This window comes from Telluria sp. ZB4P37 (assembly GCF_059685855.1).
On the sequence record NZ_JCASID010000009.1, the window covers coordinates 33562 to 57648 of the forward strand.

The following is a 24087-nucleotide window of genomic DNA, read 5'->3' on the forward strand; positions in this document are numbered from 1 at the left end:
TCGAACCCGCGGGTCCATCACACCGCGTTGACCGGAATGCCCTTGAGCGATTCGATCTTGGCCGACCATTCCTTCGGGCCGGTGTCGTGCACCGACGTACCGGTCGAATCCACCGCGACCGTGACCGGCATGTCGGTCACGTCGAACTCGTAGATCGCTTCCATGCCCAGGTCTTCGAAGCCCACCACCCTGGCCGACTTGATCGCTTTCGACACCAGGTAGGCCGAGCCGCCGACCGCCATCAGGTAGGCCGACTTGTGACGCTGGATCGACTCGATCGCCATCGGGCCGCGCTCGGCCTTGCCGATCATCGAGATCAGACCGGTCTTTTCCAGCATCATGTCGGTGAACTTGTCCATGCGGGTCGCGGTGGTCGGGCCAGCCGGACCGACGACTTCGCTGCCCACCGGGTCGACCGGGCCGACGTAATAAATCACGCGGTTGGTGAAGTCCACCGGCAGCGGCTCGCCCTTGGCCAGCATGTCCTGGATGCGCTTGTGCGCGGCATCGCGGCCGGTCAGCATTTTGCCGTTCAGGAGCAGGGTCTGGCCCGGCGTCCACGAAGCGACTTCGTCTTTCGTCAGCGTGTTCAGGTCGACGCGCCTGGACTTCTGCGTGTCCGGGGTCCACTGCACGTCAGGCCAGGTCGACAGCGCCGGCGGTTCGATGTACGACGGACCGGAGCCATCCAGCACGAAGTGGGCGTGGCGGGTCGCCGCGCAATTCGGGATCATCGCCACCGGCTTGGAAGCCGCGTGGGTCGGATACATGTTGATCTTCACGTCGAGCACGGTGGTCAGGCCGCCCAGGCCCTGCGCGCCGATGCCCAGCGCATTGATCTTGTCGCACAGCTCGATACGCAGTTCCTCAAGCTTGTTCTGCGGGCCGCGCAACTTGAGCTCGTACATGTCGATATCTTCCATCAGCGACTCTTTCGCCATCAGCATCGCCTTTTCGGCGGTGCCGCCGATGCCGATGCCCAGCATGCCCGGCGGGCACCAGCCGGCGCCCATCAGCGGGACGGTCTTCATGACCCAGTCCACCAGCGAGTCGGACGGGTTGAGCATCACGAACTTGGTCTTGTTCTCCGAGCCGCCGCCCTTGGCCGCGACTTTCACGTCGACGGTCTCGCCTTCGACCAGTTCCATATGGACCACGGCCGGCGTGTTGTCCTTGGTGTTCTTGCGCTCGAAGTGCGGGTCGGCCACGATCGAGGCGCGCAGCTTGTTGTCCTCGAAGGCATAGGCACGGCGCACGCCTTCGTTGACGGCGTCGGTGACGGTGCCGGTGAAGCCTTCGAAGCGCACGCCCATGCCGATCTTCAGGAACACGTTGACGATGCCGGTGTCCTGGCAGATCGGGCGCTTGCCTTCCGCGCACATGCGCGAGTTCGTCAGGATCTGGGCAATGGCATCCTTCGCCGCCGGACTTTGCTCCGTCTCATACGCGCGCGCCAGATGCTGGATATAGTCGGCCGGATGGTAGTAGCTGATGTACTGGAGGGCTGCCGCGACCGATTCGATGAGGTCGCTTTGGGTGATTACGGTTGCCATGGAAGTTCTCGTAAATAGAAATTAATGTTGCTTCGACTGGTGCGTGGTCATGACGATGCGGTCGGTATAGGCAATCGCCAGGGCCGACAGCAGGAAGGCGCAATGAATCACGGTCTGGAACAGCAAGGTTTCAACCTCGTAGTTTGCCGCATTGATAAAGGTCTTGAGCAAGTGGATCGACGAAATGCCGATGATCGCCATCGCCAGCTTGGTCTTGAGCACGGAAGCGTTCACGTGCGACAACCATTCCGGCTGGTCCGGATGACCTTCGAGGTGCATGCGCGAGACAAAGGTTTCATAGCCGCCGACAATCACCATGATCAAGAGGTTCGAGATCATGACCACGTCGATCAGGCCGAGCACGACCAGCATGATGGTGGTTTCGGTCAGCTTGGTCGGGCGCACGGCGCCGGGGACGGTGACGGCGTCCAGGATGTGGGCCAGCGAGGCGGTGTTGCCCATCGCGGCGCCGATCAGGTCTTTCAGCTCGACCCAGAAGTGGAAGACGTAAACGCACTGCGCCAGGATCAGGCCAAGGTAGAGCGGCAGCTGCAGCCAGCGGCTTGCAAAAATCAGTCCCGGCAGCGGGGCGAGTTTTTTCGGTGGGGTATCGGGAAATTGCTGGACCATCGGGGTATCGACTCCTGGAATGCGGACAAATACAGCCGAGCATTTTACACCCGCCGGCGCGCGCCTGCCGGTTCCATGGCCCGCTTTCCCGCGGCATTGGTAGAATGGCATTCCGGAAGAAGGCGCCACTGCTGCCTATGTAAGGGCACAGTAAGCGAGCCCACCTAAGGTGTCCTGTAAAACCAACTACTACGGAGACTAGAATGGCCGAGAACGAGACCACTCACGAAGAATTCACCCTGCAGGAGAACCGGGTATTCCAGCCCCCTGGCGAGTTCGCTGCCAAGGCCGCGATCTCCGGCATGCAAGCCTACGAAAAGCTCTGCCTTGAAGCCGCCAGCGACTACGAAGGCTTCTGGGCGCGCCTGGCGCGCGAGAACATCGACTGGCAGAAACCGTTTACCAAGACGCTCGACGAATCGAAGGCCCCGTTCTATGAATGGTTCGGCGACGGCCAGCTCAATGCCTCGTACAACTGCCTCGACCGCAACCTTACCAACGGCAACGCCGACAAGACCGCCATCATCTTCGAGGCGGACGACGGCACCGTCACCCGCGCCAGCTACCGCGGGCTGCACGAGCGCGTCTGCAAATTCGCCAACGGCCTGAAGAGCCGCGGTATCAAGAAGGGCGACCGCGTCATCATCTACATGTCGATGTCGCTCGAAGGCGTGGCCGCCATGCAGGCCTGCGCCCGCATCGGCGCCACCCACTCGGTCGTGTTCGGCGGCTTCTCGGCCAAGTCGCTGCAGGAACGCATCATCGACGCCGGCGCCGTGGCTGTCATCACGGCCGACGAGCAAATGCGCGGCGGTAAGTCGCTGCCACTGAAAGCCATCGTCGACGAGGCGCTGGCGCTGGGCGGCATCACCACCATCCGCGACGTCATCGTCTACAAGCGCACCGGCGGCAACATCGCCTTCCAGGAAGGCCGCGATATCTGGCTGCACGAGCTGGTCGACAACCAGAGCGCGCAATCCGAGCCGGAATGGGTCGATGCCGAGCACCCGCTGTTCATCCTCTACACGTCTGGCTCCACCGGCACGCCGAAGGGCGTCCAGCACGCCACCGGCGGCTTCCTGCTGTGGGCCGCCCTCACCATGAAGTGGACCTTCGACATCAAGCCCGACGACGTGTTCTGGTGCACGGCCGACATCGGCTGGGTCACCGGCCATACCTATATCGCCTACGGCCCGTTGGCGGTCGGCGCCACGCAAATCGTGTTCGAAGGCGTGCCGACCTATCCCCACGCCGGCCGCTTCTGGGAAACCATCGCCAAGCACAAGGTCTCGATCTTCTACACGGCGCCCACCGCGATCCGTTCGCTGATCAAGGCCTCGGACCTGGACGAAAAAGTGCACCCGAAGAACTTCGACCGCTCGAGCCTGCGCCTGCTGGGTTCAGTAGGGGAGCCGATCAATCCGGAAGCCTGGATGTGGTACTACAAGAACGTCGGCGAAGAGCGCTGCCCGATCGTCGACACCTTCTGGCAGACCGAAACCGGCGGCCACATGATCACCCCGCTGCCGGGTGCGACCCCCCTGGTGCCGGGCTCGTGCACCCTGCCGCTGCCGGGCATCATGGCCGCAATCGTGGACGAATCCGGCGCCGACGTGCCGAACGGGCAGGGCGGCATCCTGGTGGTCAAGCGCCCGTGGCCCTCGATGATCCGCACCATCTGGAACAACCCGGAGCGCTTCCGCACCAGCTACTTCCCGGAAGAACTGGGCGGCAAATACTACCTGGCCGGCGACGGCGCCATCCGCAACAAGGACACGGGCTATTTCACCATCACGGGCCGCATCGACGACGTGCTGAACGTCTCGGGCCACCGCATGGGCACGATGGAAATAGAATCGGCCCTGGTGAGCCATCCGCTGGTCGCGGAAGCCGCGGTGGTGGGCAAGCCCGACGAAACCACGGGCGAATCGATCTGCGCCTTCGTCGTGCTGAAGCAGGCGCGCCCGAGCGGCGAGGATGCCAAGAAACTGGCCGCCGAACTGCGCGCCTGGGTCGCCAAGGAAATCGGCCCGATCGCCAAGCCGAAGGAAATCCGTTTCGGCGACAACCTGCCGAAAACCCGTTCCGGCAAGATCATGCGCCGCCTGCTGCGCGTGCTGGCCAAGGGCGAGGCGATTACGCAGGATGTGTCGACGCTGGAGAATCCGGCGATTCTGGATCAGCTGAAAGAGTCAGCGTAAAGCAGTTCAGGCCGTTCGAAAGAAGAGCCCGCTCACCTCGCAAGAGGGGGCGGGCTTAGTTTTCGTAGGGTAGGGTGGGCGGGTCTCCCGCCCGCGCGTTCAACTAAAGCAAGCACCGTGGCTGAGCAGGCACTGGCTGAACGCGCGGTCGGCATAGCCGACCACCCTACAACTTCTCCATCTGCTGCTTCGCATACTCCGCCCCCGCTCCCCCCGGCGCCAGCTCCACATAGGTCTTGTACGCCGCCTTCGCCCTGGTCTTGTCACCCGCGCGCGCATGCGCATCGCCCAGGTTCCGATACGCGATCGCCCGTGACGGATCCATCTTCACCGCATTCTCGAACCATCGCGCCGCCTCGGCATACTTATCCTGCTTGTAGAACACGAAGCCCAAATTATTCGCCGCCAGCGCGAAGTTCGGCCGCAGCTTGAGCGCCTCGGTGAACTGCGCCTCCGCCTGCGCATACTGCTTTTCCTTGTACAGCAGCAGCCCCTGGTCATTGGCGCGCTGCGCCTGCTGCCGGTTCGACACCGGCACCGCGGCCGGCGCCGTGATCCGCGTCTCGCCGCCCTGCAAATCCTTCACCACCACCGTGGCGGCCGGCGCCGACGCCTGCGCATCGAGCCTGGTGTTCAGCGCAATCGCGTCGTTCGACAGCTGCGCCGTGCCAGTATTGAGGAACTCGCTTTCTTCCGGCAGCTCGAACACGAATTCGCCGCCTTCCGAACCCGGCAGGCTGCCAAAAGCCGGCGTCTGCTGCGATACGCTCGACACCGCCGGCGCCACATAGGCCGCCAGTTCGGTGCCGGTGATCAGGCTGTCGCCGTTCAAATCCGCCTTGCCGCTCAGGCCTTGCAGCAGCGTCCAGGTAAAGACCGAATGCCCGTTCGGCCCGCCGTCCGACACCAGCTGGTCGCTGCCGCCGGCGGTGAGCATCTGGCGTCCCAGGCGCTTGGCGTTATCGCGCAGGAAGGAGGCATTCGCGGCGCCGCGCGTCAGGCCCAGGCCGCTGTAGCAGGCGTCCATCACGAACAGCGCGTGCTTGGCCGGCAAGCTTTCCGCGATGTTCTGGATTTCGGTCATCGGGATCGCGTCGGTCGCCAGGTTGTCCGGGTCGGCGTCGACCGGGACGATATAGCCCAGGTCGCGTCCCGAACTGAGCTTGCGCGTGGCGCCATGGCCGGCGAAGAAGACAAGAATGCGGTCGTTCGGCTGCAGGTTGCCGTGCGCGAGGCGGTCGTGGAAGGCGGCCAGGATGCCGCTGCGGGTCGCCGCTTCGTTCTTGAGCGTGATCACGCGTTCCGGCGCGAAGCCGAACTTCTGCACCAGCATCTGGCCCACGCCTTCGGCATCGCGCACCGCATACTGCAGTTGCGGCCATTTCTGGTACTTGTCGATCCCGACCACGATCGCCCACGAATTGGCATAGCCCGTCGCCGCCGAGCGCTGCACCGGCGCAGGAGCGATCGCGCCGGAGACCTTGAAGGTCTCGCCATCCCAGCCCGCGAATTGATAGCCCTCGGCCACCAGCCGGTCGAGGATGGCTGGCAAGGCCTTCACGGTGCGTTCGTGGATGTCATGGAACAGGATGATGCCGCGGCCTTCCTTGTCGACGGTGCGCAGCACGCGGTCGGCAATCGACGAGGGCACCGGGTCGGCCCAGTCGAGCGAATCGATATTCCACATTACCGATTTCAAATGCGCCGCTTCCAGCGCCTGCATGCCTTCGCGGTTGCGCGCGCCATAGGGGAAGCGGAACAGGCTCGATCGCTGCGGGTCGACGGCCCTGAGCAGGGTATCGGTACTCATGATTTCCGCCCGCAAGCCGTCGCCCGTTTGCTTGGACAACTGCGCATGCGAAAAGCTGTGATTGGCCAGCACATAGCCCGACTGCTTCAGCCGGCGCATCACGTCCGCGCCGCCATTCAATTTGGCCTTGCCCTGGGCGTCGAGCGCGCCGATATTGCGGCCCACGCTGAAGAAAATCGCCGGCGCGTTGTATTGCTTGAGGATGGCCGCGATTTCCTCACTGTAGCGGCGGTGCGGGCCATCATCGAAGGTCAGCACGACGGTCTTCTTCGGCAGCGTCCTGCCAAAGATTTCGCCTTCTTCCACGCCCGCCTGCGATGGGTTTGATGGCGCTTCGGGCTTGGCCGGGTAGGGCGCGACAAAGCCGTAATCCTTCAGGATGCGTTCGCGCTGGTAGAGGGTCTTCAGGTAGGCGACATAACTTTCCCATTTCTCGCGCTTGAGGATGATCGAGCGCGACTCGAAACGCCCGAACACCGCGCGGATCTCCTTCTCGTAATTACGCTCGATTTCCGCCAGCGCCTCCAGGTCTTCCGAAATGCGCTTGTGCAGCTTGATCGCCGGCAACGAAGAATCCCTGGCCACCTGCGCCAGCAGCGACTGCATCAGCTCGCGGAAAGCCAGGCGGTCAGCGTCATACAGGCCTTCGCCCGATTCGACGTAGTCGAGCAGGGAGCCGAGGGCGTCGAAGCGGGCGGGATTGGTTGACGCGACCAGCTGGGCCAGCGCAGCGTCGACCTTGCCGACGCGAATCTGGTTCTCATGGAACAGCTCCTGCCCGACCCGGTTGGCCTGCGCCCGCTGTTCTGGCGACACCCCGGCCTCGTCCTGGGTCAGCACGATGATCTTGCGATAGGAAGCCAGCATCGCCTGCATGTCGGCCGAGATGGCGCTGGTATCCAGGGCGGGCTTGCTCGCCGCGGCAGGCGTCGGCGAGGACGGGGACTGGAGACTGACGATCCAGCTGCCGGCGGCGGCGCCGGCTGCGGCAACGGTGAAGATGACGTAATACAGGGCTTTGCGTTTCACGGCGGCTCATGGCAAGGAGTGTAATCCGGGCAACGATACCATCCTGCCGCCGCTGCCGGCTGCGCCAGACCGCAAAATCCCTCGCCAGAAACGGCAATGCCGCCCGGGAGGCGGCATTTTATGCGCGGTGCTTAGGCTGGCGTATCAGGAAGACGACAGCACGAAGGTATTCCCATTCGGATCGCGGAATTTCGCATACGAGCCCCAGGGCTGCGTGGTCGGAGGATCGACGAACTCGACCCCGCGCCCGCTCAGCTGGCGGTAGGTCGCTTCGACGTTATCGCAGGCAAACGAGCCGTTGAAAAAGCTGCCGATGCGGTCTTCCTGGCCATCCGGTGTGAACAGTACCATGCGGGTGCCGGAGCTGCCGATGCGCAGCTCGATCCGGCGCTTGCCCGGCCCATCGGCTGGTCGGTCGCGATGTCGAAGCCGAGCTGTTCGGTGTAGAAGGCGAGGGCGCGGTTCTGGTCCGAGACCGGGAGGCTGACAAATTTCAGCTGGGTGATCATGGGTGGTCTGCCGTGGTTGTCATTGCATGCATTATCGTGGCAGATTCGCGTCTCCATGTATTCTTCATCACTATAGTATTCATGACTACCCGCCAGTCTTCGCTCGACGCCTACGTGTTCGAGGTCCTGATGCCAGACCTCGTCGGCCACGACCGCCGTCCCGCCGCCTTTGTCGTCTACCTGCATTTACTTTACAGCGCGCAATCCCTCGGCCGCGACCAGGTGCCGGCCAGCCTGCAGACGATCGCCGTGAAAACGGGGCTGTCGAAGTCGGCCTTACAGGCCGCACTGTGCCACCTGAAGCGGCGCGGCCTGGTCGGAGATAAGGAGGTCGGGACGCAGGTCAACCCGGTCCGCCACGTCCTCCGCCCCTGGCGCCGGCGCCGGCCGCTTGATGCCGCGCCGTGACGGCGTCGCCGGAACAGTCTTGTATAGAAGAGAATCCTTGATATAATAGGCGGCTTCGTGGAAACACGAGGACCATCAGGAGAGATGGATGAGTGGTTTAAGTCGCACGCCTGGAAAGCGTGTGTAGGTTCATAGCCTACCGGGGGTTCGAATCCCCCTCTCTCCGCCAGGACACAAAAGAATGGCCACCCTTGGGGTGGCCATTTTTTGTTTCCGGGCGGAGAGAAGGAGGGCGCCTGCGCGCCCTCCGCGGGGGATTCGAAGGCCTCGCGCGTACTCGCGCGTGCCGCTCCGAATCGCCACTTTGCTGTCGCCAACGGCGACAGCCCCGCGCGCCGAGGGCGCGCGATGCGTGGGCACCAGCTAGCGTAGCGAATGGCCACCCTCGGGTAACCCTCGGGTGGCCATTTTTTGTTTCCGGTACCGGCCTTTCCCGGCAGTCAGAAGCTTCCAATGGCGCAGCACGGTAAGCAGATCGTCTGACAAGGACCATGGAGCGGCGTAACATACAGTGACGCCAAACCGCTGCGCTTCAGGGCTCAAACTGGTCAAAGCGTCCGGCGTTAACATTGTGCTTCCGATAATTTCTTTCAGGAGGGATGGCGATGGACTACGCTAGATTGTTATTTGCAGCTGAAGTTCGCAAGCTTGCAAAGGAACGTGCTTCGATCGAAATCGGAAACATGTCTCCAGATGAGGTCAATGCCCATGCACAGGAACGTGCACTAGGGATCTTTCATGAGGTAATTGACGAACTGGAGAACTACGCTACAGCGATTGAGGAATACCGTTCGTCGAAGACAAAGTAAACTCAGGAAAGTGTAAAGCCTGCTACCTTTCGGTGCGGGCATTTCTCAGCGCAGCAGCAGCCGATCGCGGCGCGAAAGGTGGCACCTGGCCAGCTCAATGGGCCGGGCCGTCGGCCTCGTCCACCATGCAGCGCTCGCCGCCAGACTTTTCGCCATTGGCTTCGCGCTCGAGGCGGTTACAAAAGGCGCCGGTCGGACTGATGCCGAGAGAGGCCGGGGTCAGGTCTGACATCTCGACATGACCGCGACGATAGACGGGGAATGCCAGACAAGCTTGCTGGTGCGCACGATCCGTGCACACCAGCTAGTGTTCCTTTTCAAAGGGCCCCGCGTCAATTCCGATGCTATCCGCCACAGCGCATCAGTGACTTGAACGCGCGGCCGGCAAAGCCGGCCACCCTACGCTTATCTGAGCAACATCAGGCCTTGGCGGGCTGTTTTAGCAAGCTTCGGCGCACTCCGTCAACGCTTCTCCTTCTGCGCCGACACCTCCACCACCCCCGGCTGGCCCGCCACAGGCACATAGCTCATCAACATTTCTTCACGCAACCCACCCCGGTTGAATTCCATCGTCACGTTGCCGTCCCCGGAAACAAACTTGTCCGAAGAAACCGGGCGCAGCCGGATGGGATTCTGGCTGTCGATGGTCGCGTCAATGTAACGCGGCGTGCCGCGCACTCTCAGGTTCCAGCCATTGGACATGGCATAGGTACCGGCAATTTCCCGGACCTGTTCATCCCTCAACCGGACCGTCTTGGCCGGGGCCGTCACAGTCACGGTCGAGATCGGCGCAGTGTCGGGGCGTGGATAGGTCTGGGTCTGCGCGCCCGCGCTTGAAACCAGTGCAAAAAGGGCGGCAGGGAGGAGGTAGGATAGGGGACGCATGATCATTCCTTCACAAAGCAAACTCGTCTTTGGGACAGGCGTCGCGCCGAATCAGCGTAATGTCGTGCCGTCGGAGTGCCGCAACCGCTGACGCGGATCGCGCTTCTCCGATGATTCAGTCTAGGACAGCGCCAACGGAGAGCAAGCACTGCAGGCGAGTGCATCACGAAACAGTCTCGATTTGCAAAAAGTTATATCCGCGCGAAATGACGTCACGAGGCTTGCCTGCGGAAGGCGGGCAGCCCGAAGCGAAGAAACGCTGTGAAATTTCACGCACTTTGCCGCGCTGTCGTGATGTACCCTCAGAGGTGTTTCCATAACAACACTCGACGAACGCCATGACGACGACAAGAAGCCTGGTCCTCTCCGCCACCATCGTGCTCACCCTCTGCACCGGCACTGCCCAGGCCGCATCCCCGGCGGCCGACACCTTCGGCAAAACGGTCTGCACCAGCCCCGGCAAAGCCGTCGACGCCAAAGGCTTCATGCGCATCGGCGGCATCGACCAATGGGTGCGCATCAAAGGCCGCAACTGCGCCAACCCGCTGGTCCTGATCGTGCATGGCGGCCCGGGCAATCCGTCCACACCCTACGCCGACCGGGTCTACCAATCCTGGGAAAAGGATTTCACCCTGGTGCAATGGGACCAGCGCGGCTCCGGCATGACCTACGCCCACAATCGCCCGGCCGAGGACGAGCCGCTGGTGGTCGAGCGCCTGCGCGACGACGGCAACGAGCTGGCCCGTGAAGTCGCGAAGCTGTTCGGGAAGCGCAAGGTGATCCTGATGGGCGGCTCCTGGGGCTCGATGCTCGCCGTGCACATGGTGAAGTCGTGGCCGGAGGCATTCTGCGCCTACATCGGCACCGGCCAGCTGGTCGGCCGCTTCGGCGACCAGGACAGCTACCAGGCCACGCTGGCGCTCGCGCGCGCCGCCAACGACCAGGACTCGGTCGCGAAACTCGAAGCCCTCGGCCCGCCGCCCTGGACCAACCCGCGCAGCCCCGGCATCCTGCGCCGCGTGACGCGCAAGTATGAAGCCCTGGTCACGGAGCCGGCGCCGAAGTCCTGGTGGAATCCGTCACCTGAATATACGACTCCGCAATACCAGGCCGACTACACGGCCGGCGAGGACTACTCCTGGCTGCAATTCGTCGGCTACAAGGGCGACGGCATCGCGTCCAAAGTCGACCTGTACAAGCTGGGCACCGACTTCGCCGTCCCGGTCTTCCTGCTGCAGGGCGAGCACGACCTGGTGACGATGCCGGCCGCCGGCAAGCGCTACTTCGACAGCATCCGGGCCCCGCGCAAGCAATTCGTCATGCTGCCGCGCACCGGACACGATCCAAATCCCGTGATGATGGATGCCCAGTTCAGGATGCTGAAGGAAATCGGCAGCTGCCGTTGAAACGCAATAGTGATTGCCACAAAACGCCGCCCCGTGCGGCTTTTTGCATGCCTCGACCCCGTAATTTTCCTGAAACCAACCGAATGTCGGTTATTTTCGACTGTTTGTATGCTCGCTGCGTAAATACCCGGTGACTCAGCAGTAAGATAGTGCTAGATTGACATTTTCTTGACGTTACTTTCTAGGGGGAGAGCGACGATGGACGACATGACTTTCGAGCAGATGAAGCAGGCGAAGGAGTATTTTCACGCCGCCGCGATGATGATTCCGGGTGTACACGGAACGAGCATCGGCGTGAAGCGCGTGCAGGGCAAGCCGACCGGCGAGCTGGCGATCTGCGTACACCTGACCCGCAAGCGCAACCTGGCGTCCGTCCCGCAGGACGAGCAGATCCCGGTCGAGGTCGACGGTTTCCCCACCGACGTGATCGAACACGCGCCCATCATCCGCTGCGACGCCACCGCCGAGAAGCGCTCCATGTACGAGGACAACGGCAAATACCGGCCGCTGGTCGGCGGCACCAAGCTCAGCGTCGGCTATTTCTTCGGCACCCTGGGCTGCATGGTAAAAAAGCCAGACGGCAGCTGTTACGCGCTGTCGGCCGCCCACGTGCTGGGCAGCGTCGGCACCACCGTCTACCAGCCGGCCAAAGTCAAATGCGACGAGATCGGCACGACCGTCGACGTGCACGACAGCTCGGAAGTCGACGCCGCCATCGTCAGCCTGGATTACTACAACGATACCGGCCTGGCCTATATCCGCGAAATCGGCGCCGTCACCGGGACCCACGAACTGGCCAAGGACGACTTGCCGTTTGCCGTCGCCAAGCGCGGCGTGTCCACCGGCCTGACCTTCGGCAGCATCACCTCGGTACATTACAGCGGGCAGGCAGCCAATCTCGAGCACTTCCAGGACATGCTGTTCATCTGCGGCAGCAGCCACGAATTCGTCGACCATGGCGATTCCGGGTCGGCCATCGTGCACCGGATCGACGAGGACAACAACCTCGTGGTCGGCCTCTTGTGGGGCAAGTCGCCGGACACCAACCGCATCGCGATCGCAGCACCCATCGACCGCGTCACCAACAGCCTGGGCGTGTCGGTGCTGACGACGCAGGATGCGGTGCGCTCGCCCGGCGAGACCCTGCTGGGGCGCTTCGAGGCATTCCTGAGTGAGACCGAGCGCGGCAAGGCCTGGTGGAATGCCTATTCGACCAATCGCATCTACTTCCGCCACATCTTCCACAATGTCCCGCGCCTGGCGGCAATGTGGCGCCGGATGCCGGTGACCGAACTGCTGGCGGCCCTGCGCGAAGCGATGATCGACCCGGACACCATCATTCCCGCCAAACTCGGCTCGCACGATACCGAAGAGGTGATGTGGGACCTGTACGAAGCACTCGGCAAATTCCTGCAGGCGAACCACCAGCGCATGCTCCAGCAGCAGGCAGCCTCCATGTGCCGCTTCGTGTGCGCGAATATCGGCAATAGCTGGCGCGAGGCCCTGCATGGCAGGGTCAAGGAAACCGCCGGCGCCGAGCCTTCCTGACAACAGCTTGCCAGGCACGGGAAGGCTTGCGCTGCGGTTGCTATAATCCGGGATTACGAATGCAGGGACCTTGCCTACGCCCCGGGTCCCGCGGAATCCCGACGAAGGACCCATCTTGCGCACGCTTGTCATTTCCCCCAACTGGATCGGCGACGCCGTCATGGCGCAGCCGCTGCTGCTGCGCCTGCGGGAACGCCACCCCGACCGCCCGATCGACGTGCTGGCCCCGACCTGGGTCGCCCCGGTCTGGCGCGCCATGCGCGAAGTGGACACGGTGATCGAATCGCCCTTCAAGCATGGCTCGCTGCAATGGGCCGAGCGCCGCGCCTTCGCGAAGATACTGAAGGCGCGCGGCTATGCGGATTCCTATGTGCTGCCCAATACCCTCAAGTTCGCGCTGATCCCCTGGCTGGCCGGGATCAAACGGCGGGTCGGCTACAAGGGCGAAATGCGCTATGGCCTGGTCAACGTCATGCACCACGACGACAAGGCCGCGCCGCGCCCGATGGCGCAGTTCTATGCGGCGCTGGCCGACGCACCGGTGCGCCACCTGCCGCGTCCCGCCAAGCTGCCCGAGCCCGAGATGACTGTCGCACGAGAATTGGCCGATGCGGCCATTGCGCGCCTCGGCCTGCCCGCCGGGACCTACGTGGCCTTCGCGCCGGGCGCCGAATTCGGTCCGGCCAAGCGCTGGCCGGCCCCGTATTTCGCCGAGCTGGCACAAACGATTCTAGCCAACCGTCCGGATGCGCAGATCCTGCTGCTCGGCTCCCCGAAGGATCGCGCGGTCTGCGACGAGATCACCGCGCTCGTTCCAGGCACGCACAACCTGGCCGGCTCCACGAAGCTAGGCGAGGCGATCGCGCTGATCTCGCGCGCGGCCGTGGTGGTCACCAACGACTCGGGCCTGATGCACATCGGCGCCGCGCTGCGGCGCCCGGTGGTGGCGATCTACGGCCCGACCGACCCGCGCCACACGCCGCCGCATTCCGAATTGGCCAAGGTGCTGTGGCTGCACATCGAATGCTCGCCCTGCCAGCAGCGCGAATGCCCGCTGGGCCACCAGAACTGCATGAAACAACTCCTGCCAAACGACGTCTGGCAACCGCTGCAGCCGATGCTGGCCGCAGCCTGAAACGACAATGAAACGAGGTAGAAAATGATACTGGTCACAGGCGCAGCAGGCTTCATCGGAGCCAACCTGGTACACGCGCTGTCCAAGCGTAAGCCCTTCAGCGTGTTCGCGGTCGATAACATGTCGCGTCCCGACAAATTCCTGAACATCGTCGATGCCGAGGTGGCCGATTACGCCGACAAGCATGATTTCCTGGTGCGCCTGAAAGCCGGAGAGTTCCACGGCAAGTTCACGGCCGTGCTGCACCAGGGCGCCTGCTCCAACACCATGGAGACCGATGGCGTCTACATGATGAAGAATAACTACGACTACACCATCGCGCTGTTCGAGTTCTGCCAGCGCGAAGGCATTCCCTTCATCTATGCCTCGTCTGCCGCGGTGTATGGCGGCGGTACCGTGTTCAAGGAAGAGCGCGAGCACGAGCGCCCGCTGAACGTCTACGGCTATTCGAAATTCATGTTCGACCAGTACATGCGCCGCCACTGGCGGCATCACGGCATCCGGGAAGGCAGCCAGGTCGTCGGCCTGCGCTACTTCAACGTCTACGGCCCGCTCGAAGGCCACAAGGGCACGATGGCCTCGGTGCCTTTCCACCAGTACCACCAGTTCCAGAAAGAGGGCAAGGTCAAGCTGTTCGGCGCCAACGATGGCTACGAAGCGGGCACCCAGATGCGCGACTTCGTCTACATCGAGGACGTGGTCAAGGTGAACTTGTTCTTCCTCGATCACCCGGACAAGCGCGGCGTGTTCAACCTCGGCACCGGGCGCGCGCAGCCGTTCAATGACCTGGCGGTGGCCACCGTCAATGCGCTGGCCAATGAAGGTGGGGAGCCGTTGTCGCTTGAGCAGATCGTGGAGAGGGGCTTGCTGGAATACCTGCCGTTCCCGGACAAGCTCAAGGGGAAGTATCAGAGTTTTACGCAGGCGGATATCGGGGCCTTGCGGGCAGCTGGGTATGCCGCGCCGTTTACCGATGTGGCGAACGGCGTCGCGAAGTACATGCAGTACCTGAAGACGGGGCGATGAACGCGCCGATATACGGCGTTTATACCGTGCCTGCGGTTATTTAGGCCGTTTTTACACTGTAGTCCCTAAGCTTTCACCTGCATCACGCCAGCGGTAAATGTCCGGCAATGGTTGCCGCATTCCGTTGGCGTGGCTTCCAAGAAGACGCAGGACACCATGAAAGCACTGATCCAGGCCGCGGCGATCGCCAGCGCCATCCTCGCACCCGGCGCGCACGCGCAGTCCGTCGCGCCGGCGAGCACCACCACCTTCAACTCCGCCGTTACCAGCGACTACCGCTACCGCGGCATCTCGCAGACACGCCTGCAGCCGGCCGTGCAGGGCGGCGCCGACTACGTCGATGCATCCGGCTGGTATGCGGGCGCCTGGGGCTCGACCATCAAGTGGGTCGAGGACGCCGGCGGCGACAACAAGGCCGAGATCGACCTGTATGGCGGCAAGCGCGGCGAACTGAAGCCGGGTATCGCCTATGACCTCGGCATCCTGCGTTATTTTTATCCGGGCAACAACCTGGGCCGTGTGGCGGGCTTTGCCGACGCCAATACCACCGAAGTCTACGGCCAGCTCGGCTATGGCCCCGCTTACCTCAAATACTCGCATGCCACCACCAACCTGTTCGGCTTCGCCGGCAGCAAGGGGAGTGGCTATCTCGATATCGGCGCCAATGTCGATGCCGGCCATGGCGTGACCGTGCAGCTGCACGCCGGCCGTCAGCGCGTGAAGCACAACGGCGCCGCCAGCTACACCGACTGGAAGATTGGCGCCAGTCGCCCGTTCGGCCTTGCATCGGTGTCGCTTTCCGTGGTCGGCACCAAGGCCCGCAAGAGCGCCTATGCCTCGCCCGCCAACGGCAGGTTTCTGGGCAAAACGGCCCTGTTGCTGACCATCGGTGCGAGCTTCTGAGGCCAGTGCGCGAGGACCGCGTTTACACCGCGTTTATGCGGCCCCGCACCCTTTTTATCCCGTGTTTAGGGCGATTCCCCTACGCTTATCCACTATCGACAACGCTCAAAGCGAGACCTTATGGACATCATTTTCATCGGCGCCTTCCTGCTGTTTTTCGCGCTGACCTGGCTGCTGATCGATGGCTGCTCCCGCCTGGGAGGCAAGCCATGAATCCCTTTTACCTGGTCGGCGCGGCGGTAGCGGCCTGCCTGCTGGTCTACCTGCTGGTGGCCCTGTTCAAGGCGGAGGATCTCTAGATGATCACTGATTTCCTGCCGCTGCTGGCAGCCTTCCTGCTGGTATTGCTGCTGTTCGCCTATCCCCTTGGCCTCTACATGGCGCGCGTGGCCGGCGCGGCTGCCGTGCCCGGCCTGCGCTGGCTCGGCAAGTGCGAAGCGCTGCTGTACCTCGCGGCCGGCGCCGGTTCCACCGCAGCCCAGGGCTGGAAAGTCTATGCCCTGGCCCTGGTCGCCTTCAACGCCGTCGGCGCGCTCGCGCTTTACCTGCTGCAGCGGGCCCAGGGCCGGCTGCCGCTCAACCCGGAAGGCATGGCCAACGTGAGTGTCGACTCGTCCTTCAATACTGCCGTCAGCTTCGTGGCCAACACCAACTGGCAGGGCTACAGCGGCGAGCAGACCATGAGCATGCTCACCCAGATGCTGGGGCTGGCCGGCCAGAACTTCTTCTCGGCCGCCACCGGCATTGCAGTGGCCTTTGCCCTGATCCGCGGCTTCGCGGCGCGCTCGGCGAGCTCGATCGGCAACTTCTGGGTCGACCTGACCCGCGCCACGCTCTACGTGCTGCTGCCGCTGTCCATCGTGTTCGCGGTCTTCTTCGCCAGCCAGGGCGTGGTCCAGAATTTTTCGACGCACGTCGATGCCCAAGTGCTCGACCCGGCGACCTACGCGCTGCCAAGCGGCGAGACCGCGCGCGCCGCGCTCCAGTCGATCCCGATGGGACCGGTCGCCTCGCAGGAGGCCATCAAGCTGCTGGGCACCAATGGCGGCGGCTATTTCAACGCCAATTCGGCCCACCCGTTCGAAAACCCGAGCGTGCTGTCGAACTTCGTGCAAATGATCGCCATCTTCCTGATCCCTGCCGGGCTGTGCTTCACGTTCGGGCGCATGGTGGGCGACATGCGCCAGGGCTGGGCGGTACTGGCCGTGATGAGCCTCGTCTTCGTGGCCGCCGCTGTCCTGGCCTTCGCCGCCGAGCAGCAGGCCAATCCCGTATTGACCGCGCTCGGTGTCGACGCCGCAGCCGGCCCGCTGCAGGCCGGCGGCAACATGGAAGGCAAGGAAACCCGCTTCGGCATCGCCGCATCGAGCCTGTTCGCCGCGGTGACCACCGCCGCCTCGTGCGGCGCGGTCAATGCCATGCACGATTCCTTCATGCCCCTGGGCGGCATGGTGCCGCTGGTGCTGATGCAGTTCGGCGAGGTGATCTTCGGCGGCGTCGGCTCGGGCCTGTACGGCATGCTGGTATTCGCGATCCTGGCGGTGTTCATCGCCGGCCTGATGATCGGCCGCACGCCGGAATACCTCGGCAAGAAGATCGGCGCGTACGAGATGAAGATGGCCTCGCTGGTCATCCTGGTCACGCCTTGCCTGGTCCTGCTCGGCACCGCGGTCGCGGTGCTGGCCGAACCGGGCCGGGCGGGGGTGGCCAACCCGGGCGCGCACGGTTTCTCGGAAATCCTGTACGCGCTCAGCTCGGCCGCCAACAACAACGGCAGCGCCTTCGCCGGCCTGTCCGCCAATACGCCGTTCTATAACAGCCTGCTGGCGGTGGCGATGTGGTTTGGGCGCTTCGGCGTGATCATCCCGGTGCTGGCGATCGCCGGCTCGCTCGCCGCGCGCCAGCGCCTGGTCGCCAATGCCGGCACCTTGCCGACCCACGGTCCAATGTTTATTGGCCTGCTAGCCGGCGTCGTGATCCTGGTGGGCGTCCTCAATTATGTGCCGGCGCTGGCCCTGGGCCCGGTTGTCGAGCACCTTCAGCTGTCTGGAAAATAAACCGATCATGGAAACTACGATTGCCCATACCCCGCCGGCGCGCCGCGCGCTGGCCCTGTTCGATACGGCGCTGCTTGCCCCGGCCATCCTCGACGCCTTGCGCAAGCTCGATCCACGCACCCAGTTGCGCAGCCCGGTGATGTTCGTGGTGTATGCCGGCAGCATCCTGACCACGCTGCTGGCGCTCCAGGCGCTGGCCGGGCAGGGCGAAGCGCCAGCCGGTTTCATCGCGGCCATCGCCGCCTGGCTCTGGTTCACGGTGCTATTCGCGAACTTCGCCGAGGCCCTGGCGGAGGGCCGCAGCAAGGCCCAGGCAGCCTCGCTGCGCAGCCTGAAGCAAACCGTCATCGCCAAGAAGCTGGCCTCGCCCCGGCACGGCGCCGCCTGGGAGGCCAGCAAGTCCGAAGAGCTGCGTAGGGGCATGCACTTCCTGGCCGAAGCGGGCGACGTCATCGCGGTCGACGGCGAAGTGATCGAGGGCGTCGCCTCGGTCGACGAAAGCGCAATTACCGGAGAATCGGCGCCCGTCATCCGTGAATCGGGCGGCGACTTCTGCGCCGTCACCGGCGGCACCCGCGTCCTGTCGGACTGGCTGGTGGTACGCGTCACGGCCGATCCGGGCGAGACCTTCCTCGACCGCATGATCGGCATGGTCGAGGGCGCCTCGCGCAAGAAAACCCCGAATGAGGTCGCGCTGACCATCCTGCTGGTGGCCTTGACCATTGTGTTCCTGGTGGTGACCGCGACGCTGCTGCCATTCTCGCTGTTTTCGGTGCAGGCAGCCGGTGCCGGGCAACCGGTGAGCATCACGGTGCTGGTGGCGCTGCTGGTGTGCCTGATCCCGACCACCATCGGCGGCCTGCTCTCGGCCATCGGCGTGGCCGGCATGAGCCGCATGCTGGGCGCCAACGTCATCGCCACCTCCGGCCGCGCGGTCGAGGCGGCGGGCGACGTCGACGTGCTCCTGATGGACAAGACGGGCACCATCACCTTCGGCAACCGCCAGGCGGCCGCCTTCCTGCCGGCGCCCGGCATCACCGAGCAGGAGCTGGCCGACGTGGCGCAACTGGCGTCGCTGGCCGACGAAACCCCCGAAGGGCGCAGCATCGCGGTGCTCGCCAAGAGCCGCTTCAATATCCGTGAGCGCGAACTGGCGCGGCTCGAAGCGAGCTTCGTGCCGTTCAGCGCCCAGACCCGCATGAGCGGCGTCGATCTCGGCGCGCGCCGGCTGCGCAAAGGCGCCGCCACTGCCATCCGCGCCCACGTCGAAGCGCTCGGCCAGCCGTATCCGCCTGAAGTGCAGGCGATCGTCGAGGCGGCATCGCGGCGCGGCAGCACGCCGCTGGTGGTGGCCGACGGCGCCCGCGTGATGGGGGTGGTCGAACTCAAGGACGTGGTCAAGGGCGGGATCCGCGAGCGCTTCGCCGAGCTGCGCCGGATGGGTGTGAAGACCGTCATGATCACCGGAGACAACAAGCTTACTGCCGCCGCCATCGCGGCCGAGGCGGGCGTCGACGACTTCGTGGCCGAAGCCACCCCGGAGGACAAGCTGGCGCTGATCCGTAGCTATCAGGCAGACGGCAAGCTGGTGGCGATGACCGGCGACGGCACCAACGACGCGCCGGCGCTGGCCCAGGCCGACGTCGCCGTCGCCATGAATTCCGGCACCCAGGCCGCGAAGGAAGCAGGCAACATGGTCGATCTCGACTCCAATCCCACCAAGCTGCTCGAGATCGTCGAGATCGGCAAGCAGATGCTGATGACGCGCGGCGCCTTGACCACCTTCTCGATCGCGAACGATATCGCCAAGTATTTCGCGATCGTGCCGGCCGCCTTCGTGGGCACCTATCCCGCGCTGGAAGCCCTCGACGTCATGGAGCTGGCCAGCCCGGCCTCCGCCATCATGTCTGCAGTGATCTTTAACGCGCTGATCATCGTGTTCCTGATCCCGCTGGCCTTGAAGGGCGTGCGCTACCGCGCCATCGGGGCGGCCAGCCTGCTGCGCCGGAACATGCTGGTGTACGGCCTGGGCGGCATCCTGCTGCCTTTCGCCGCCATCAAGCTGATCGACATGGCGCTGTCCGCGCTGAACCTAGCCTGAGGAATCATCATGCAAACTGTTTTTCGTCCCGCCCTCGTCCTGTTCGCTGCATTTACCCTGGTGTGCGGCCTGGCCTACCCACTGGCGGTCACCGGCGTGGCCCAGGCCGCGTTCCCGGCCCAGGCCAACGGCAGCCTGGTTGAGCAAGACGGGCGCGTCATCGGCTCGCTCCTGATCGGCCAGTCCTTCAGCGCCCCGCATTATTTCTGGGGCCGGCCGTCGGCTACCGCCCCGATGCCCAACAATGGCGGCGGCTCGTCCGGATCGAACCTGGGGCCGCTCAACCCTGCGCAGGGCGAGGCGGTAAAGGCGCGCATCGCGGCGCTGCGCGCCGCCGACCCCGGCAACCCGGCGCCGGTGCCGGTCGACCTGGTCACGGCCTCAGGCAGCGGCCTGGATCCGGAGATCAGCCTGGCCGGCGCCCGCTGGCAGGCTGCGCGCGTGGCAAGGGCGCGGGCGCTGGCGCCGGCCCAGGTTGAAGCCCTGATCGAGGCGCATGCGCAAGGGCGGATCCTGGGGTTGCTGGGCGAGCCGCGCGTTAACGTGCTGGCGCTGAACCTGGCGCTGGACCGCCTGGCAAACCCGCCGCAAACCCTGCATACTCGCTGAACCATGCCATTCAACCCGTCCCAGCGTCCCGATCCCGATGCCTTGCTGGCGCAGATGCGCGAGCAGGAGCGCAGCGCAGCGCGCGGCCGGTTGCGTATCTATTTCGGCGCCTCGGCCGGCGCTGGCAAGACCTACGCCATGCTGCAGGAGGCGCGCCGCCTGCGGGAAGAAGGGCGCGTGCCACTGGTCGGCGTGGTCGAGACCCACGGGCGCCAGGAAACCGCGCGCCTGCTCGAGGGCCTTGAGGTTCTGCCGCGGCGCCAGGTCGGGCACCGCGGGGTGAGCATCGGGGAGTTCGACCTCGACGCCGCGCTGGCGCGCCGCCCGCAGCTGATCCTGGTCGATGAGCTGGCGCATTCGAACGCACCCGGCTCGCGCCATCCCAAGCGCTGGCAGGACGTCGAAGAACTGCTGGCGGCCGGCATCGACGTGCTTACCACGGTGAATGTGCAGCACCTGGAAAGCCTCAACGACGTCGTCGGCGGCATCGCCGGCGTGCGGGTTGCCGAGACCGTACCCGACAGCGTGTTCGACGAGGCGGCCGAAGTGGTCATGGTTGACTTGCCTGCAGACGCGCTGCTGGCGCGCCTGAAGCAGGGCAAGGTTTACCAGCCGGCCCAGGCGGAGCGGGCGGCCGGCAATTTCTTCAGGAAGGGCAACCTCATCGCACTGCGCGAGCTGGCGCTGCGGCGTACCGCCGACCGCATCGAAGACGACGTGCGCGCCTGGCGCGTCGAACAGTCCATCGACGCCGTCTGGAAGACCGGGGCCGGGCTGCTGGCTTGCGTCGGCCCGGATGGCGCCGCCGAGCACCTGGTGCGCAGCAGCGCACGCCTGGCGGGGCAACTGGGGAGCAGCTGGCATGCCATCTACGTCGAGACTCCGGCCCTGCAGCGCATGCCGGGGCCGGCGCGCGAGCGCGTGCTGGCGGCCCTGAAGCTGGCCCAGGATCTCGGCGCCGATACCGCCGTGGTGCCGGGCGACGACGTGGCCCGGGCCGCGATCGACTTCGCCGCCAGCCACAACCTGTCGAAGATCGTCCTGGGACGTTCACGCGCCCGCTGGCCCTGGCAGCGGCGAACGGCGCGCCGCCTGGCGCGCATTTCGCTAGGCACCGACCTGATCGAGATTGGCGCGCCGGCCATCGCGCCGCGGGCGCGCCTGCAGCCCGGCACGCAAAAGAAACCGGCGCCAGGGAAGCGCATCGTGCCGCACCTGGCGGCGGCCGGCGCCAGCCTGCTCACCGCCGCGCTGGCGACGCCGCTGCTGGCCTGGCTCGACCTTGCCAACATCGCGATGCTGTTCCTGCTGGTGGTCCTGCTGGTGGCGGTGCGCTTCGGCCGCGCGCCTTCGGTGACCGCGACCTGCGTCGGCATTGCCTGCTTCGATTTTTTCTTCGTGCCGCCGCGCTTCGATTTCGCGGTATCCGATTTACAATACCTGGTGACCTTCGCGGTGATGCTGGCAGTCGGGCTGATCACGGGACACCTCACTGCCGGGCTGCGCTTCCAGGCCAGGGTCGCAGCGCAGCGCGAACAACGCGTGCGTGCGCTCTACGAATTTGCCCGTGAGCTGTCCGGGGTGCTGGTTGCGGAGCAGGTGTTCGAGTCCACGCGCGCGGTGATCCAGAATGCCTTCGGCGCCCGAGCCGCCCTGCTGGCGCCGGATGCCGACGGCAGTCTCGGTCCGCCCGACGCCACGCTGCCCGGCTTCGACGCCGGCATCGCCCAATGGGCATTCGACCGTGCGCAGGGCGCCGGCCTGGGCACCGATACCCTTCCGGCCAGCCCGGTGTTCTACCTGCCGCTGGTGGCGCCGATGCGCACCCGCGGCGTCCTGGCCATCGAGCCCGACGCGGGGCGGTGGGTCCTGCTCCCCGAGCAGCGGCGCCAGCTCGACGCCCTGGCGGCGCTGGCCGCGATCGCGCTCGAGCGGGTGCACTACATCGAGGTGGCGCAGTCGGCACTGGTCAGCATGGAGTCCGAGCGGCTGCGCAATTCGCTGCTGGCCGCCTTGTCGCATGACCTGCGCACGCCGCTGACCTCGCTGGTAGGACTGTCCGAATCGCTGCTGCGGGGCGAGCCGTCATTGGCGCCCGGGCCGCGTGCGCTGGCTCAGGCGCTGCACGAAGAGTCCCTGCGCATGAGCACCCTGGTCGCGAACCTGCTCGACATGGCCCGCATCGAGAGCGGTCAGGTGCGTTTCAACCTCGAATGGCAGGCGCTGGAAGAGGTCGTCGGCGCAGCACTGCGTGCCAGCCGCGCCGCGCTGGAAGGCCATGCCGTCGCCGTGCGCCTGCCGCCCGGATTGCCGCTGCTGCGTTTCGACGCCGTCCTGATCGAGCGCGTGCTGTGCAACTTGCTCGAGAATGCCGCAAAATATACCCCGACGGGCGCGCGCATCGAAGTGGCCGCCGCCCTGCGCGGGGCCATGGCCGACGTCATGGTATTCGACAACGGCCCGGGATTGAAACCCGGCAGCGAGGAAACCATCTTCGAGAAATTCACGCGCGGCGAGCGCGAATCGGCCCTGCCTGGCGTGGGCCTGGGACTGGCGATCTGCCGCGCCATCGTCGAGGCGCACGGCGGAGTCATCCGCGCATGCGCCTCGCCGCTGGGCGGCGCCGGCTTCGTCTTCTCCTTGCCGGTAGGCGTGCAGCCCGATGTTCCCGAACCTGCGCTGCCTTCCATGGAAACACCGCATGACTGACAAACCGAGCGCCTTGCTGGTGGAGGACGAGCCGCAGATCAGGCGCTTCGTGCGCATGGCGCTGGAGCAGGAAGGCTGGCAGGTGCACGAATCGGCCAGCATGGCGCGCGGCCTGATCGATGCCGGCACCCGTCGTCCCGACCTGGTGGTGCTCGACCTGGGCCTGCCCGACGGCGACGGCGTCGACTTCATCCACGACGTGCGCAAGTGGTCGGCGGTGCCGATCATCGTGCTGTCGGCACGCACCATCGAAGGGGAGAAGATCCGCGCGCTCGATGCCGGCGCGGACGACTACCTCACCAAGCCATTCGGCACCGGCGAATTACTGGCGCGCGTGCGCGCGACCCTGCGGCGCCAACGCCAGCCGGCCGAAGGCGCCGACGGCAGCGTACGGTTCGGCAATGTCGCCGTTTGCCCCCACGAGCGCAGCGTTACCCGCAATGGCAACCATGTACACCTGACGCCGACCGAATACCGGCTGTTGTCGGTCCTGGTCGGCAATGCCGGCCGGGTGATGACCAACCCCCAGCTGTTGCGCGCGGTCTGGGGGCCGGGACATGCCGACAGCGGCCACTACCTGCGCATCTACATGGGCCACCTGCGCCATAAACTGGAAGACGATCCGGCCCAGCCACGCCACCTGCTGACCGAAACGGGCGTCGGCTACCGGCTGTGGCTCGGCTAGGAATGGGTAACCGGCCGGGCCATCGGCCCCCATTTACGCGCCACCCGTAAAGACTGTCGTGTAGACTTCAATTT

General features: G+C 64.9%; 21 protein-coding genes and 1 tRNA gene. 15 read left to right on the forward strand and 7 right to left on the reverse strand.

Annotation, left to right across the window (positions count from 1 at the left end; all coding sequences use genetic code 11):
• Positions 1–17 precede the first annotated feature (17 nt).
• A complete protein-coding gene (locus AC56K1_RS15010) occupies positions 18–1553 on the reverse strand; it encodes a fumarate hydratase (RefSeq protein ID WP_497158601.1) in 1536 nt (511 codons plus the stop codon).
• Between the two features lie 21 nt (positions 1554–1574).
• Positions 1575–2183 carry a TIGR00645 family protein gene (locus AC56K1_RS15015; RefSeq protein WP_497158602.1) on the reverse strand — a complete coding sequence of 203 codons (609 nt, stop codon included), beginning with the start codon at positions 2181–2183 and terminating at the stop codon, positions 1575–1577.
• 203 nt (positions 2184–2386) lie between these two features.
• Here AC56K1_RS15015 and acs point away from each other — a divergent pair, with 203 nt between their 5' ends.
• Entirely contained in the window at positions 2387–4384 is a 1998-nt protein-coding gene (gene acs / locus AC56K1_RS15020; RefSeq protein WP_497158603.1) for an acetate--CoA ligase, read from the forward strand.
• Positions 4385–4550: 166 nt separating this feature from the next.
• Here acs and AC56K1_RS15025 read toward each other — a convergent pair whose 3' ends face one another.
• The 3 genes from AC56K1_RS15025 to AC56K1_RS15035 form a co-directional block, all read right to left on the reverse strand.
• A complete protein-coding gene (locus tag AC56K1_RS15025) occupies positions 4551–7223 on the reverse strand; it encodes a polysaccharide deacetylase family protein (protein WP_497158604.1) in 2673 nt (890 codons plus the stop codon).
• A 144-nt stretch (positions 7224–7367) separates the two neighbouring features.
• Entirely contained in the window at positions 7368–7574 is a 207-nt protein-coding gene (locus AC56K1_RS15030) for a VOC family protein (RefSeq protein ID WP_497158605.1), read from the reverse strand.
• Entirely contained in the window at positions 7475–7918 is a 444-nt protein-coding gene (locus AC56K1_RS15035; RefSeq protein ID WP_497158606.1) for a VOC family protein, read from the reverse strand. Before AC56K1_RS15035 ends, AC56K1_RS15030 begins: the two co-directional genes overlap by 100 nt.
• Here AC56K1_RS15035 and AC56K1_RS15040 point away from each other — a divergent pair.
• The 3 genes from AC56K1_RS15040 to AC56K1_RS15050 all read left to right on the forward strand — a co-directional run bounded on the left by AC56K1_RS15040 (position 7814) and on the right by AC56K1_RS15050 (position 8949).
• Positions 7814–8140 (forward strand): hypothetical protein, encoded by a 327-nt coding sequence (locus AC56K1_RS15040; RefSeq protein ID WP_497158735.1) that lies wholly within the window; start codon positions 7814–7816, stop codon positions 8138–8140. The two genes, AC56K1_RS15035 and AC56K1_RS15040, sit on opposite strands and share 105 nt — an antisense overlap.
• 78 nt (positions 8141–8218) lie before the next feature.
• A tRNA-Ser gene (locus AC56K1_RS15045) sits at positions 8219–8309 on the forward strand.
• A 436-nt stretch (positions 8310–8745) separates the two neighbouring features.
• The gene (locus AC56K1_RS15050; RefSeq protein ID WP_497158607.1) at positions 8746–8949 is read left to right on the forward strand and encodes a hypothetical protein; all 204 of its coding nucleotides are present in this window, start codon (positions 8746–8748) and stop codon (positions 8947–8949) included.
• A 94-nt stretch (positions 8950–9043) separates the two neighbouring features.
• Here the strand turns inward: AC56K1_RS15050 and AC56K1_RS15055 are convergent, their stop codons facing one another.
• Positions 9044–9181, reverse strand: a complete 138-nt coding sequence (locus tag AC56K1_RS15055; protein ID WP_497158608.1) for a hypothetical protein — start codon at positions 9179–9181, stop codon at positions 9044–9046.
• 230 nt (positions 9182–9411) lie between these two features.
• The gene (locus AC56K1_RS15060) at positions 9412–9834 is read right to left on the reverse strand and encodes a hypothetical protein (RefSeq protein WP_497158609.1); all 423 of its coding nucleotides are present in this window, start codon (positions 9832–9834) and stop codon (positions 9412–9414) included.
• A gap of 338 nt (positions 9835–10172) precedes the next feature.
• On the opposite strand from AC56K1_RS15060, the gene AC56K1_RS15065 reads away from it, so the two are divergent.
• From AC56K1_RS15065 to kdpE, 11 genes are all read left to right on the forward strand, one after another.
• Positions 10173–11240 carry an alpha/beta fold hydrolase gene (locus tag AC56K1_RS15065; protein ID WP_497158610.1) on the forward strand — a complete coding sequence of 356 codons (1068 nt, stop codon included), beginning with the start codon at positions 10173–10175 and terminating at the stop codon, positions 11238–11240.
• Positions 11241–11438: 198 nt separating this feature from the next.
• Positions 11439–12788: a Nal1-like putative serine protease gene (locus AC56K1_RS15070; RefSeq protein ID WP_497158611.1), complete on the forward strand. Its 1350-nt coding sequence runs from the start codon at positions 11439–11441 to the stop codon at positions 12786–12788.
• A gap of 112 nt (positions 12789–12900) precedes the next feature.
• Positions 12901–13923, forward strand: coding sequence for a lipopolysaccharide heptosyltransferase II (gene waaF / locus AC56K1_RS15075; protein ID WP_497158731.1), 1023 nt, complete (start codon positions 12901–12903; stop codon positions 13921–13923).
• 24 nt (positions 13924–13947) lie between these two features.
• On the forward strand, positions 13948–14949 hold the full coding sequence (gene rfaD, locus AC56K1_RS15080) for an ADP-glyceromanno-heptose 6-epimerase (protein ID WP_497158612.1): 1002 nt from the start codon (positions 13948–13950) through the stop codon (positions 14947–14949).
• Between the two features lie 156 nt (positions 14950–15105).
• On the forward strand, positions 15106–15852 hold the full coding sequence (locus AC56K1_RS15085; RefSeq protein WP_497158613.1) for a TorF family putative porin: 747 nt from the start codon (positions 15106–15108) through the stop codon (positions 15850–15852).
• Between the two features lie 209 nt (positions 15853–16061).
• Positions 16062–16151 (forward strand): K(+)-transporting ATPase subunit F, encoded by a 90-nt coding sequence (kdpF, locus tag AC56K1_RS15090; RefSeq protein ID WP_497158614.1) that lies wholly within the window; start codon positions 16062–16064, stop codon positions 16149–16151.
• Entirely contained in the window at positions 16152–17909 is a 1758-nt protein-coding gene (gene kdpA, locus AC56K1_RS15095; protein WP_497158615.1) for a potassium-transporting ATPase subunit KdpA, read from the forward strand.
• Positions 17910–17916: 7 nt separating this feature from the next.
• Positions 17917–20010, forward strand: a complete 2094-nt coding sequence (gene kdpB / locus AC56K1_RS15100) for a potassium-transporting ATPase subunit KdpB (protein ID WP_497158616.1) — start codon at positions 17917–17919, stop codon at positions 20008–20010.
• A gap of 9 nt (positions 20011–20019) precedes the next feature.
• Positions 20020–20619 (forward strand): potassium-transporting ATPase subunit KdpC, encoded by a 600-nt coding sequence (gene kdpC / locus AC56K1_RS15105; RefSeq protein ID WP_497158617.1) that lies wholly within the window; start codon positions 20020–20022, stop codon positions 20617–20619.
• Between the two features lie 3 nt (positions 20620–20622).
• A complete protein-coding gene (locus tag AC56K1_RS15110; RefSeq protein WP_497158618.1) occupies positions 20623–23328 on the forward strand; it encodes a DUF4118 domain-containing protein in 2706 nt (901 codons plus the stop codon).
• Positions 23321–24013, forward strand: coding sequence for a two-component system response regulator KdpE (kdpE, locus tag AC56K1_RS15115; RefSeq protein ID WP_497158619.1), 693 nt, complete (start codon positions 23321–23323; stop codon positions 24011–24013). Before AC56K1_RS15110 ends, kdpE begins: the two co-directional genes overlap by 8 nt.
• Positions 24014–24087: the final 74 nt, after the last annotated feature.

Bases quoted from the DNA above. Each gene is read 5' to 3' on its own strand.
- AC56K1_RS15010 (WP_497158601.1), bottom strand. From the start codon at position 1,553: ATGGCAACCGTAATCACCCAAAGCGACCTCATCGAATCGGTCGCGGCA.
- AC56K1_RS15015 (WP_497158602.1), bottom strand. From the start codon at position 2,183: ATGGTCCAGCAATTTCCCGATACCCCACCGAAAAAACTCGCCCCGCTG.
- acs (WP_497158603.1), top strand. From the start codon at position 2,387: ATGGCCGAGAACGAGACCACTCACGAAGAATTCACCCTGCAGGAGAAC.
- AC56K1_RS15030 (WP_497158605.1), bottom strand. From the start codon at position 7,574: ATGGTACTGTTCACACCGGATGGCCAGGAAGACCGCATCGGCAGCTTT.
- AC56K1_RS15040 (WP_497158735.1), top strand. From the start codon at position 7,814: ATGACTACCCGCCAGTCTTCGCTCGACGCCTACGTGTTCGAGGTCCTG.
- AC56K1_RS15035 (WP_497158606.1), bottom strand. From the start codon at position 7,918: ATGCAGGTAGACGACAAAGGCGGCGGGACGGCGGTCGTGGCCGACGAG.
- AC56K1_RS15050 (WP_497158607.1), top strand. From the start codon at position 8,746: ATGGACTACGCTAGATTGTTATTTGCAGCTGAAGTTCGCAAGCTTGCA.
- AC56K1_RS15055 (WP_497158608.1), bottom strand. From the start codon at position 9,181: ATGTCAGACCTGACCCCGGCCTCTCTCGGCATCAGTCCGACCGGCGCC.
- AC56K1_RS15060 (WP_497158609.1), bottom strand. From the start codon at position 9,834: ATGCGTCCCCTATCCTACCTCCTCCCTGCCGCCCTTTTTGCACTGGTT.
- AC56K1_RS15065 (WP_497158610.1), top strand. From the start codon at position 10,173: ATGACGACGACAAGAAGCCTGGTCCTCTCCGCCACCATCGTGCTCACC.
- AC56K1_RS15070 (WP_497158611.1), top strand. From the start codon at position 11,439: ATGGACGACATGACTTTCGAGCAGATGAAGCAGGCGAAGGAGTATTTT.
- rfaD (WP_497158612.1), top strand. From the start codon at position 13,948: ATGATACTGGTCACAGGCGCAGCAGGCTTCATCGGAGCCAACCTGGTA.
- AC56K1_RS15085 (WP_497158613.1), top strand. From the start codon at position 15,106: ATGAAAGCACTGATCCAGGCCGCGGCGATCGCCAGCGCCATCCTCGCA.
- kdpF (WP_497158614.1), top strand. From the start codon at position 16,062: ATGAATCCCTTTTACCTGGTCGGCGCGGCGGTAGCGGCCTGCCTGCTG.
- kdpA (WP_497158615.1), top strand. From the start codon at position 16,152: ATGATCACTGATTTCCTGCCGCTGCTGGCAGCCTTCCTGCTGGTATTG.
- kdpB (WP_497158616.1), top strand. From the start codon at position 17,917: ATGGAAACTACGATTGCCCATACCCCGCCGGCGCGCCGCGCGCTGGCC.
- kdpC (WP_497158617.1), top strand. From the start codon at position 20,020: ATGCAAACTGTTTTTCGTCCCGCCCTCGTCCTGTTCGCTGCATTTACC.
- AC56K1_RS15110 (WP_497158618.1), top strand. From the start codon at position 20,623: ATGCCATTCAACCCGTCCCAGCGTCCCGATCCCGATGCCTTGCTGGCG.
- kdpE (WP_497158619.1), top strand. From the start codon at position 23,321: ATGACTGACAAACCGAGCGCCTTGCTGGTGGAGGACGAGCCGCAGATC.